The organism is Paenibacillus nitricinens (assembly GCF_052056485.1).
Lineage (GTDB): Bacteria > Bacillota > Bacilli > Paenibacillales > Paenibacillaceae > Paenibacillus_AQ > Paenibacillus_AQ nitricinens.
The window spans coordinates 2,057,057-2,069,588 of record NZ_CP183948.1 but is presented as its reverse complement, the minus strand read 5'-3'; the positions used below and the strand labels follow the sequence as shown (position 1 = coordinate 2,069,588).

Here is a 12,532-nt window from a genome sequence, read left to right as displayed (position 1 = left end):
TCCTTATTATGGATTCCACGGACGACCTGATTCTAAAGTTTTATCATGTGCTGTCCTATAATTTGTTTTGAAGATTCCTTCGAATCTCGACTCAAACAATTCATGATTTAGTAAATCTATATCACTTTGATTGTACGTCCCTTTTTGTAGTCGTTCCCAAGCTTGAGCAATATCATAATCAGCATCAAAGCGCCCAACACCATGATCTTTTATATGTTCTTTGATAAACAAATGCTCCTTTATTCTCTGAACCCTACTATCCTTCATACCAGTATTTCTTGTTATTGATGCTACATCCGTGGTTGAACTCCTAAAAGTATCGTACATTTCATCGGCTTTATCAAGATTTCTTAAATATTCATCCGGGTCAAAAATATCAGATTTCCCACCTGACTGAACTTTACCCGTCCCCTCAAGAACCCCTTTCTTCTCTATCTCTTTAAGTAATTCCTTCTCTTTCTTTAAATACTCGCCGTAATTTGAGGTTTCTCGGGCGGCTTTACTTTCCCCAATGTTCTCCAATACTTTCTTTCTGATCTCTTCAAAATTGGGTACCTTTATCTTCGACAGCTTCCCACTTACAAATTTCATCGTACTTGCAAGTACTTTGCTTCCCGCCCTGATCGCTACATCTCCCGCACCTGCAATTACGGTATTGACTCCAACCGTAGCTATCCGTTCTCCTAAGCTTTGCTTTCCATCATCCCGATAATCATTAATGGTATCAAATGCTTCTCCTATCGTACCACTGATTGCACCCGATACCATCGATTTCAATAAAGTTGGTGAGAATTTCCCTAGCATGCCTGGGGTCTTTACTGCTTTTAAATACTTAAACGGTAGTCCTATGCTGATTAGTTGCCCTGCAAATTGCCCAGCCTTTTTCCCGTACGGATCGTCCATAGGATCTACATAACCCTTCGGTTTCGGTCCTACAATCCAATCGGTGATCGTTCCTGCCATTCCAAACGACGCCGTATCGATGGCATGGGTCAGAATACTACTTCCGCCCTCTAAAATATTGGCAATTGTCTGATTTCCAACGCCACTTCCCAGTAGACGGTTTTTGTCCGCTACCTCCTTCTCATGTTTTTCATAATAGGCCTTTGTCTCTGCAAATCTCCGATCCTGTTCCTCTATCGATAGGTCAAACCAGTACGTACCTTGCAATCGCTTGATTACTTCAGGATTGTTCCGATTTAAGATATCCTCATCCGAAACAAAATCATGTGGGTCATATGATCCTATCGTAGACTGTGGCTTCATCATTGCCAATTGTTGCTTCGCCCAGTCCCCCTTCGTGCCTTTCTCCATCGACATTCGTAGCAGAAATGCATATTTTTCATTCTCCATAAGTGGTACACTTTTGGTGGTAATCGACGGATCATAATCACACGACTTGACCGCCGCCTGCTTGAAATAGCCGCTTAGATCTTTCCCCACCTGGTACTGAACCGCGTCGACTCCCATGGATTCCAGCTTCTTGCGTGCGTCTTCCGCCAGCTTATGCATTGCATCCATTTGCGCTTGGTTCCCGAATGTTTGATATACCTTATAGGCGGTTTGCGCCTTCGCGATCTGATCCCGCGTTAGGTAGATATCCTTCAGCTTACTTTGCGCGGCTATGGAGTCGATCGTTCCCAGTCCTGAATTTTTAACAGTTGCCTGGAGCTTCTGCACCATAGGATCCCTACTCAACTCATCCCAACCCCTCAGAGTAGCAACCGAGGTGATCAGATTCGTGACTGCTTTCTGAGCCGTCGTCGGGATAGAAGACTTCCCTATTGCACTTCCGCCCCCAAACCTTTCGAACATACCGCCAAGAACACCAAGCTGTTGAAAAAGTTGATTGGCCTGCCTCTTGTTCTCATCCTGTGCGCCTTGAACACCTTTTATTGCGCCTCGAATGATGTCTTCCAGTTTTTCCGCTTCTACCGTCAGTTCGTTGATGATTATCTGCGCCTGCACCTGGTTTGATCCTAATGGGATACCACTCCAGTTACTAGCTTGACCTTTCAACTGGAGATACAACCGATTGGTGTCCTGGCTTACCTGTCTTATTTTCGTCTGCAGGCGCTCGACTTCCTCTACGTTAAATGTAAGCTTCGTTGACGCCATGTGATTCCCCCTGCTTGCTTCTAATAAAATTAGCTATGCAGCACTCTGCATAGCTAATTGCATTCTTATGTAGTGGGGCTCATGTTGTTGAAAGTATATTGATAGATTCTTAGAAACCTTTTTGAGAGTTCTTAATATTTTTAGAAAGTTCTGAATAACTCTTAGATACATTATTCATATGAGTTCCAATATCCTCAAGCGCTTTGCCAAATGCATCGAAAGTTTTCTGCATACTTTTTACCTTTTCGGCAAAATCTCTAGCTGCTGCATCCTCCCAAATACTATTCAGATTCGTTGCTGTCGTCATAATTTTTTTCATTAATGCATCGTACTCTTGTTTTTGTTTCAAAACCGTATTTGCCTGCGATGCCAATCCCTCGTAACTCAATGTAACTTTGTCTGCCATTCTTAACCTCTCCTTTAAGTAATTGTTTTTTATATAAAAATGAACTTAAAAAATACTTTTTTTCAGATCAATAAGATCTTTTAAGTTCATTATTATAGCTCCGGTTTTCTTATCAGTTTTTTTTGCAAACCCTATCTACCCTGCCCCTGATAGTCATTACGTACCGAGAAATCTGATTCAAACAGAATGATATCCCCAGAGGAAAAAGAGAACGTCTGTCCCATTTCATCTGTGCTCCCATTCATCTGGCCTTCAATCGCCCACATGTTAGCAATCGGTGCCTTGTAGCCTAAAATACGAGTGTCTGCATCTCCATTTTTAGTCGTATAGATTTGGAAATTCACCAGAATATAACCACCAGTGATGAACTCCTTCTCATGCCCATCTAATGCACCTCCATATTGATTCGCCAGAGTGACGATGTTTGTTCCCTTTTGCAGGATATATGGTGCAATCGGCAAGTTATACTCCCCGTACCAATGCTGTACGCTGCGGACGGCTGTGATTGGATTAACTACATTCGGGATGTCGGTCGGGCCGACTAAAGTTCGCGATTCAAAGGGCAGGACTTCCATGTCGTAACCGTAAGCGATTTTGGTTTTTCGCTTTAGATACTGTTTGTAGAACTTAAACCAAAGCGTCTTATTTCGCTCCGCTTGAGTCATTATATAGTTGTATTCATAGCTAGCTGCCGTCGATAATTCACCACTCGATATATTCCGCAAGCCATCCGCCAAGCGGTAGGTCCGGGTGTAGCTCAGCTTGTCCTTTGGGGAGCCGACGCCGATCATCTTATTCTTCGAACCGGAAATATCATAGTACAGATCGACAGGTGTCGCTGTACCTCCGTTTTTCGGAATAAAATAGAAGCTTGGCTCGATCCGGATACCCTCGCCCGGCTGCCACAGGTTCCCGATGGTCCGGAAGTCAAACAGGAAGGAATAGCCGTTATGTGGTACCGTCCTTTGCTCCGTGGGGTGAGAACCCTTGCGGATCGGCAGCTGCCACTGTGGCTGTCCACTTAAAGCGGTCGGTATGCCATTCTCATCATTTCCGCCGGTATAATACATCGCGTTGCTATGCTCAAATGTCCCGACACCCGTTCGAAACACCTTCTCAAACCGGAAATCTCCAATGTCCCAGATCCGGAAATTGAACAGCCGACCGACCACACCCACATTGAAGCTCTCCGATGCGCAGTAATTCCATAAGTCTCCGTTCCGATTCACTTCGCAAAGATCTGAACCATCCGATGGAGCATTAATCGCCCAAGACTGCGTCTGAACCGTATAGTTTCCTTCATCAACCCAGGTTGGCATCTTAAAGGTCATGGACGGCGTCCCTACAGGAATGTAGATCCAAGTATCCTCCGGGTAATAATTGCCATTTTGAAACACACCGAAAGGAAATTGAATCCGCTTATTTTTCGTGTATTTGGCATAATCCCGGTTGCCGTACCCAGGGATATTGAGATGCTGGCCGCTCTCTGTAAAGTGTACGGTGAATGGCCGATCCAAGATCAGCACCGCCCTAGTCATATCCGGAACCATCCTCTGATCGAATGGACGGTTATCATCAGGGAGGAGTGAGTAGTTGACGACAGGTGTGTGCACGGTGACAGTATTAATTCCGCTTATCGGAAGCACCTTTTCCTCTGTTCCACCGTTGATATTCCCATCCATCGGTGTGTAGGTTACCTCGCCGGAACTTGGAAGATTAGGAGCATTCAGATGTGTAGGTTCAATAATATTGCCCGGACTGTACAGTACGTTTTCACCTATGGGCTGCGGGTTCGGGATGGTCGTAGGCGGAAGACCCGTTTCTATAGCTTCATTCCCGTTCATGATCGTCTGCCCAGTGAAGACAAGGCTATCATTTTGCACTTTGATTTTCTTGGCGGCTTCCTCGGCTTTCGGCCGAAATGTCTCTGTTTCATCGTCGGGTTCAGGCCGGGTCGTTCCCCCATCTTTAACAGTGGTTGGAACAGTAATTGAATCCGGAGCATCAGGAGGATAATACTTGCCCGTGATTTCTGCTGTAAAATCAGGGTCTATATAACCGTTAGGGTCTAAAGTAATCTGTCCTCCAGAAAAAGCATCATTCACCAATAACGCCCGAGCAAGTGAGTAAACTTCCAGTGTATCTATAGCCCAATAAGAATAAGGGCGTTCAATAGTGTAAGAGTATTCGACTTCCTTCGGTTCACTTGTCGGAGCGGGCACAGTCCCTGTGCCTGTGGGAGCCGGTTTTCTAGGATCCCATTTTAGGGTATATGTTTTTTGAATTTTAATGTTATACGTGCAAGTACCTTCCATCTCTACAAAACTATTTCGATAAAGATAACTCTGCGTCGAGACATGGCCATACAAGCTTTCAGAGCTTGGAATACCCTGCAGAACATCAAATTGTTCATTCCCGCGCTGATCTGCTCGTATCTCAGCAGCCACCTCAGGATCCAGATATTCGCCGGGGATCTCCTGGCCTGGAACAGGATCAGTGCATTCTACTGAGGAGTTTCCAGGGGTTGGGGTTGGTCCGGGTGTACCTTTGATATATACGACATATTGATCAGGATAACGGTAGCTATAAGTTTTAAAAATATACTCAAAGTCAGCGTAGTAAAACAGCATAGCTGCATTACCTGCGCTCAATTTTCGATAATACTTTGCATTATCATGCTCTTGTGTGTAAGTAATCGTTGCTCTATCCAAGCTCACTTGACCAGCAACATTAATAGAGTAGGGTAGATAATTGTCCAGCTTAGTCGATAAATCTGTCTTTCCGTGATCAGTTTGATTGGCCTCTACATCTGTTAAATAAAGTATTTTCACATGCTGATTCATGCTAGTAGTATTCTGAGGGATTAGTTGATCCAGAACAGATTTCGTGTTATCCATGTAGGCTGTACTAGTTATATTGGGATACAACGAATTCGTAAAAGGTTTACTGCGAATAAATTCATCTTCTTTTATACGAATAAATACATTTGGATACGCATCCGCTGGGGGACTTGTTCCAGGCCTACTTGGAGGATTACCTAATTTACTTATTATATGATAATCACCTCCAAAAGCTCTCCAACTCGTATCCCCGCTACCCATTTGCCAAGCAAACCATCCGCCATTTCCGGTATTCTCACTAGATACAAACTCAACAGGATCTCCTGAAAATTGTATTTCTTCATTATAGGTCTGGCTATTCACGGGTATTGTTCGAACCACTTGGCCATCTCTCTTGAACTCAATCTTGGTAATAATGTTTCCCGTTCCCGCATTCAGACCTAACGGCTTTGTTTTTAGTCCTGTATAACGATAAAATATCGCACCCGAATCTTTTTTTACAGCACTTCCGTTTGTATTGTATTTATTAGATAAATCTACGGTCTTCCAGATGTGTTCCCCTACTTCGGCGGCTCTTCCTGTTTGTGACTTCAATGTGATAAGCGTCAAGACTAATACCGATACCACTACACTGATTACTTTAATACACTTCATCAACATCCTCTTCACTATTGTTCACTATGAGGATATACACTTAAAATACGTACATTGGAACGAAAGTATCCAGAATTCGGTGTAGTTATCCATATCCACACTGATTCTCTCAACTTATCTTTCGCAACTTTAGGAATAATTAAATAAGGAGCATCACCATATTCTTTGTGAAAGACAGGGGCTGCCATAGTTAGTATGTCCTCTTTTTGCTTAGGATTGGGTAACCCTACTCCTTCAATTTCTATCTTTGCATATCTATCACTGAAATAACGATCTGGTGCATCATTTTTAACCGTTGACTTCCAATAGAGAAGATATGCTTTTTTATAGTTCGTTACGGGGTGACCAGAATTCCCATATTCTCCATAACCCCATTTAAGTGTGCTTAAAGAAGCAATTTGTTTTAAATTAGGATCATTCGGATCTTCTAAGTCAATCGCGATAAGTTCATGCAGGGTCGCCACGTACTTGTTATCCTTGGAGGTTAAGGTTAACTTATCTTCTTCCCATTGATCTTCTATGCTTTCATAGCGCGACCACTTTTCACCACGATATCCAACAATCTCCGGCATCACCGTAAAAATATTCGTCTTATGCCAGGCTATTTCTGCGCTACTAATCGCATACTTATCTGTCGGCAGCTTCCCTCCGCCTTTTACCGTTAATACACGCTCTACGGTAGCTACAGATTGCGCTCTAGTTGTATTTTCCTTTTCTCCAAGCTTACCTGCACCAAGTCCAGAGATTAAGCCCGACTTCGTAGCCAGATACATCCACTTGTCATCTTCCTTTGTCACTAATCCGGTTGCCCGGGCAGCGATACGCGCCATCTCTTGACGGGTTATTGTTTTGTTCCATTCCAGCTCCGAATTAGCAAAATCACTGCTCACGTACAACTTCGCCACTTCCGCAGCATTAACGTAACTTTCATACCATTTGCCTGCGGTCTCCTCCACGCTTTGCCCAGTCGCTGTCACGATCATTTTGATAAATTCCGCACGGGTTACGTTGGCATTAGGCATGAACAGCCCTCCCGGATATCCCACTACATACCCTTTTTTCACCGCCGTATCAATTCCTGATTTCGCCCAATGATTCGCCGTAACGTCACTAAATTGAACGGCGTCAGCCTTAACAGCTGAAGTTGAGGATGAAACTAAGCACACAGCGAGCAGTAAGAAGATCGAGACTGCTTTTTTACTTAGTTTTAATAGAGTATTCATATAAAACTTCCTTCCGTCGCTATTATGTATTAATAGGTAATTCTATTTATTAGACAAATCCACCGTCTTCCAGATGTGTTCATCTACTTGTGCGGCTCTTCCTGTTTGTGACTTCAATGTGATAAGCGTCAAGACTAACACCGATACCACTACACTGATTACTTTAATCCACTTCAGCAACATCCTATTCCCTACTGTTCACTATGAGGATCTACACTTAAAATATTTACATAGGAATAGAAGTATCCAGAATTCGGCGTAGACATCTGTATCAATAATCGATCCCGATCCAACTTATCTTTCGTAACTTTAGGAATTATTAAATAAGGAGCATCACCATATTTGTTGTGATACACAGGTGCGCTCATAGTTAATACACCCTCTTTTTCTTTAGGATTGGGTAAACCTACTCCTAGTAATTCTACCTGTGCATATTTATATCTATCAGTATAATAACGATCCGGTGCATCATTTTTAACCGTTGATTTCCAATAGAGAAGATAAGCTTTTTTATAGTTCATTACTGGGCGATCAGGAATCCCATATTCTCCATACCCCCATTTAAGTGTGCTTAAAGGATCAATTTGTTTTAAATTAGGATCATTCGGATCTTCTAAATCAATAGCAATTAGTTCATGCAGAGTCGCCACGTATTTATTGTCTTTGGAGGTTAAGGTTAACTTATCTTCTCTCCATTGATCTTCAATGCTGTCATAGAGCAACCAATCTTTACCACGATATCCAAAATACTCCGGCATCACCGTAAAAATATTTGTCTTATGCCAGGCTATTTCTGCGCTGCTAATCGCATATTTATCGATCGGTAGCTTCCCTCCGCCTTTTACCGTTAATACACGCTCTACGGTAACTACAGATTGCGCTCTTGTTGTGTTTTCCTTTTCTCCTAGCTTGCCTGCGCCCAGTCCTGAGATTAAGCCCGACTTCGCAGCCAGATACATCCACTTGTCGTTTTCCTTTGTCTGTAATCCAGTTGCTCGAGCTGCAATACGTGCCATCTCTTGACGGGTTATTGTTTTGTTCCATTCCAGCTCCGAATTAGCAAAATCACTGCTCACGTACAACTTCGCCACTTCCGCAGCATTAACGTAACTTTCATACCATTTGCCTGCGGTCTCCTCCACGCTTTGCCCAGTTACTGTCACGATCATTTTGATGAATTCCGCACGGGTCACGTTGGCGTTAGGCATGAACAGCCCTCCCGGATATCCCACCACATACCCTTTTTTCACCGCCGTATCTATCCCTGATTTCGCCCAATGCTTCGCAGGAACGTCACTAAATTGAATAGGGTCCGCCTTAACTGCTGAAGTTGGGGATGAAACCAAGCTCACAGCGAGCAGTAAGAAGACCGGGGCTGCTTTTTTGCTTAGTTTTAATAGAGTATTCATATAAAACTTCCTTCCGTCGCTAATATGTATTAATAGGTAATTCTATTTATTAGACAAATCCACCGTCTTCCAGATGTGTTCATCTACTTCGGCGGCTCTTCCTGTATGTGACTTTAACGTGATAAGGGTCAAGACTAACACCGATAGGAATACACTGATTACTTTAATCCATTTCATCAACATTCTCTTCCCTAATGTTCAATATGAGGATCTACACTCAAAATATATACAACGGAATGAAAGTATCCAGAATTCGGCGTAGATATCCATACCGACACTGAATCTCTCAACTTATCTTTCGTAACTTTAGGAATAATCCTATAAGGAGCATCACCATATTCCTTGTGATAGACAGGTGCTCCCATCGTTAATACGCCCTCTGTTTCCTTAGGATTTGGTAAACCTACTCCTAGTAATTCTACCTTTGCATATCCATCACTGAAATAACGATCCGGTGCATCATTTTTCTCTGTTGACTTCCAATAGAGGAGATATGCTTTTTTATAGTTCGTTACGGGGTGTCCAGGATTCCCATATTCTCCATAGCCCCATTTAAGCGTGCTCAAAGGAGCAATTTGTTTTAAATTAGGATCATTGGGATCTTCTAAATCAATCGCAATAAGTTCATGCAAGGTCGCCACGTATTTGTTATCCTTAGAGGTTAAGGTTAACTTATCTTCTCTCCATTGATCTTCAATGCTGTCATAGCGCGACCAATCTTCACCGCGATATCCAACAATCTCCGGCATCACTGTAAAAATATTTGTCTTATGCCAGGCTATTTCTGCGCTGCTAATCGCATACTTATCGGTCGGTAGCTTCCCTCCGCCTTTTACAGTTAGTACCCGCTCTACGGTAGCTACAGATTGCGCTCTGGTTGTGTTTTCCTTTTCTCCAAGCTTACCTGCGCCTAGCCCAGAGATTAAACCCGACTTCGCAGCCAGATACATCCACTTGTCATCTTCCTTTGACTCTAAGCCGGTTGCCCGGGCAGCAATACGTGCCATCTCTTGACGGGTTATCTTTTTGTTCCATTCCAGCTCTGAATTGGCAAAATCACTGGCCATGTACAACTTCGCCTGTTCCGCAGCATTGACGTAACCTTCATACCATTTGCCTGCGGTTTCCTCTATGTTTTGCCCAGTCGCTGTCACAATCATTTTGATGAATTCCGCACGGGTCACGTTGGCGTTAGGCATAAACAGCCCTCCCGGATATCCCACCACATACCCTTTTTTCACCGCCGTATCTATCCCTGATTTCGCCCAATGATTCGCCGTAACGTCACTAAATTGAATAGGGTCCGCCTTAACTGCTGAAGTTGGGGATGAAACCAAGCTCACAGCGAGCAGTAAGAAGACCGGGGCTGCTTTTTTGCTTAGTTTTAATAGAGTATTCATATAAAACTTCCTTCCGTCGCTAATATGTATTAATAGATCTAGATTTACCTAACCGCACAATCCTCAATAAAATACCCTTTTCGCGCGGCCTCCTCTGGATCGAATAGACTTTCTATAACAGTAACCCCCGAGGGTACACAGCTTTCTCCGTAAGCAATATGTCGCCCAGCTGAATTCCGGGTACCTATCAGAACCTTTCGTCGCATTACTGCCCCACTACCTAAGGAATACGCATCCAGCAGTTCTCCACCAGGAAGCGGATAACCTTGAATAAAAGCCATGATCCCTACATCCTGTATGGATTGCTCCTTCAGTCCTCTGGGTAGTGTGAACTGCACCGATAGGCCCATTCGTTTCACCAGCTCCAAATGTCTGTTAATGGCTGTTGCCAAGTCTTTTTCAACGAGTGATGTGATCGTACTCTGCCGGATTTCGTGAAATAGTTCTATAGAGGTCAGAGGATTAAGATCGGTCTCAGCTGCCAGGGCTGTATACTCCCCCTCATAGAATTCATTAGAGCTAGTATCATACACCCGCGCATTGTCATCCAAAGTGAAATAAAGCAAATTGCCGTTCTGAAGCTTGTAGTAATAGGGACGCTCAGGCCAACTCACAGGCTTAAGTTCATCCTTCCAGCTATCACTAGCCGTGTCGTCCAAAGTAACCAACGTATAGCCGCTATATCCAAACATCACTAGTGCGGGTATATGCATTTTTAAATTGTTCATTTCAGTCTGGTTGTTCTCCAGCCCAAATTTCAAAGCTAAATTACTGTAAAAAACACTTAGCACATCCTGATCCAGTTGCAGCTGGCGTTCCCGCCCATAGTGCACTGCTGTGGTAGTAGGCTGCTGTTCCAGTCGTGACAGATAATCACCAGCATCATCCACTGCGGCTTGGAAATCATCCGAATAGCGTTTATACATGTCCTGATTGAAGACCTGGAGATCTTCTCGAGTGTCGCCCATAAGTACAAGAGGAATGACCAGAATTAGAAAAACAAGCACAACACTAAGGGGCTTCACTTCGTACCATCCCCCCATACTTCAAATTGACCGGAATCATTTCACTATGAAACAAGAGCGATCGCATGCGTGAGGCAAGTGTCGTCCCTTCAGATTCCAGCCTGACATTGAACAGATCGCCCACATGCATGGTAAACCTTCTACTTGGGTCATCTGTAGCCAGTAAAGGTCCTGAACGCGGATATAAGATTTCTAAAATATCCTTGCTGAAATATCCGTCATATCGGACACTAAAGCTGTTCTGGAATGTAGAATAATCATCAGGATTCGTATATAAGGGCTGTAAATTCTTTTTGTAATACTCCATTTGCACTTTGAAAACACCATATGAAGCATCCAACGAATGAAGAAACAGCTCATAATCGGAAGTATCCACGTATCCTTTAGCACGAACGGTATCCACGAATTCCACCACAGCCGCATTGGCGGCGAGCTTAGTATTCCTTTCTACAACTTCGGATTGACGGAATGCCGGATAGACTCCGAACACAAATGCCAGCAAAATAATAATAATTACACCTTTCAGCGCGTCTGCCATGCGGCTCCTCCTTTCTAACGGGTGGCGGAGATTTCCGTAATCATCTCATCGGTTCGCGTGACTCTTAACTGATAAGCAGCATCAGGCACTCCACGAAAATCCACTGCTGTAAGGTCTGTTTCTTCATTAATTGCAATGCCATCGATATATAAAATATATTCCCCCTCCAGTGCTGGAGGGATCATACCGATGACCTGCTCACCGCTAATTTTGTTCAAATCACCTGTCCCTTTGTAAGGTGTCGATGCAACTGTCGGCAGTTCATAGTGCCTGTTTGGAACAGCACTCTCCATCTCCAGCCGCAAAAACGTAAATCCGCCTACGGCGAATAAAATCCAAGCAAAGAGGGTTAGTAGGAATTGAGTGCTATTTTTCATTTAGCCTCGTTTTGATCAAATACAATTAATCGGACCTCACCGTTGTTGTCCCTATGTACGTTAGCCCTGAATAATGTAAGAGTATTTATATTACAATTTTCATCATTTTTCAAATCCTCGCTCTGATCCAGCATTTCCGAGACACTATGTGATTTTGCTGATCTATTATTAACAAAACCACCAGTGGGATTCTCATCAGTCTTTCCTGTTTCAGTATCATAGTAAGTCTCATAAGTATTTTTCGCATAGAATCCTTTGTCATTTATTCCTGTCTTAATAAGTATAGAAAACTGAGGGCGACCTTTAAATTTCATAGCCGCATTAATAACATCCTGACCCGAAACATTCTTATTGTCATAGCTATTGAACTCCGCCTGATCGATCATCTGAGTCTGGGCCAACGTCTGCTCTTGGGCACGGATGAAATAATTATTGATCACCAGATAGATACTTACTCCCGCAGCCACAATTAAAATAGTCACTATAATTCCGATAACCCATTTAAGTCCTGTCGAAATATTCTCCATATTTTCTCTCCTTAC

12 protein-coding genes are annotated in these 12,532 nt (G+C 43.3%); all 12 read right to left on the bottom strand.

Annotation, left to right across the window (positions count from 1 at the left end; translation table 11 throughout):
- Positions 1-6: 6 nt before the first annotated feature.
- Positions 7-2,118, bottom strand: a complete 2,112-nt coding sequence (locus ACN6KS_RS08995; protein ID WP_341134195.1) for a hypothetical protein — start codon at positions 2,116-2,118, stop codon at positions 7-9.
- 109 nt (positions 2,119-2,227) lie between these two features.
- The gene (locus ACN6KS_RS08990; protein WP_094874805.1) at positions 2,228-2,524 is read right to left on the bottom strand and encodes a WXG100 family type VII secretion target; all 297 of its coding nucleotides are present in this window, start codon (positions 2,522-2,524) and stop codon (positions 2,228-2,230) included.
- Positions 2,525-2,655: 131 nt separating this feature from the next.
- Positions 2,656-6,018 carry a DUF5704 domain-containing protein gene (locus ACN6KS_RS08985; protein WP_440961833.1) on the bottom strand — a complete coding sequence of 1,121 codons (3,363 nt, stop codon included), beginning with the start codon at positions 6,016-6,018 and terminating at the stop codon, positions 2,656-2,658.
- 14 nt (positions 6,019-6,032) lie between these two features.
- Positions 6,033-7,241, bottom strand: coding sequence for an S-layer homology domain-containing protein (locus ACN6KS_RS08980; RefSeq protein ID WP_341134193.1), 1,209 nt, complete (start codon positions 7,239-7,241; stop codon positions 6,033-6,035).
- A gap of 42 nt (positions 7,242-7,283) precedes the next feature.
- The gene (locus ACN6KS_RS08975; protein ID WP_341134192.1) at positions 7,284-7,424 is read right to left on the bottom strand and encodes a hypothetical protein; all 141 of its coding nucleotides are present in this window, start codon (positions 7,422-7,424) and stop codon (positions 7,284-7,286) included.
- A gap of 8 nt (positions 7,425-7,432) precedes the next feature.
- Positions 7,433-8,650, bottom strand: a complete 1,218-nt coding sequence (locus ACN6KS_RS08970; protein WP_440961832.1) for an S-layer homology domain-containing protein — start codon at positions 8,648-8,650, stop codon at positions 7,433-7,435.
- A 42-nt stretch (positions 8,651-8,692) separates the two neighbouring features.
- Positions 8,693-8,827 carry a hypothetical protein gene (locus tag ACN6KS_RS08965; RefSeq protein WP_440961831.1) on the bottom strand — a complete coding sequence of 45 codons (135 nt, stop codon included), beginning with the start codon at positions 8,825-8,827 and terminating at the stop codon, positions 8,693-8,695.
- A 14-nt stretch (positions 8,828-8,841) separates the two neighbouring features.
- Positions 8,842-10,050 (bottom strand): S-layer homology domain-containing protein, encoded by a 1,209-nt coding sequence (locus tag ACN6KS_RS08960; RefSeq protein ID WP_440961830.1) that lies wholly within the window; start codon positions 10,048-10,050, stop codon positions 8,842-8,844.
- Between the two features lie 44 nt (positions 10,051-10,094).
- A complete protein-coding gene (locus tag ACN6KS_RS08955; protein ID WP_440961829.1) occupies positions 10,095-11,075 on the bottom strand; it encodes a hypothetical protein in 981 nt (326 codons plus the stop codon).
- On the bottom strand, positions 11,062-11,613 hold the full coding sequence (locus ACN6KS_RS08950; protein WP_440961828.1) for a hypothetical protein: 552 nt from the start codon (positions 11,611-11,613) through the stop codon (positions 11,062-11,064). The genes ACN6KS_RS08955 and ACN6KS_RS08950 overlap by 14 nt, the downstream gene beginning before the upstream one ends.
- A 14-nt stretch (positions 11,614-11,627) precedes the next feature.
- The gene (locus ACN6KS_RS08945) at positions 11,628-11,990 is read right to left on the bottom strand and encodes a hypothetical protein (RefSeq protein WP_440961827.1); all 363 of its coding nucleotides are present in this window, start codon (positions 11,988-11,990) and stop codon (positions 11,628-11,630) included.
- Positions 11,987-12,517 carry a hypothetical protein gene (locus ACN6KS_RS08940; RefSeq protein ID WP_440961826.1) on the bottom strand — a complete coding sequence of 177 codons (531 nt, stop codon included), beginning with the start codon at positions 12,515-12,517 and terminating at the stop codon, positions 11,987-11,989. The genes ACN6KS_RS08945 and ACN6KS_RS08940 overlap by 4 nt, the downstream gene beginning before the upstream one ends.
- Positions 12,518-12,532 lie beyond the last annotated feature (15 nt).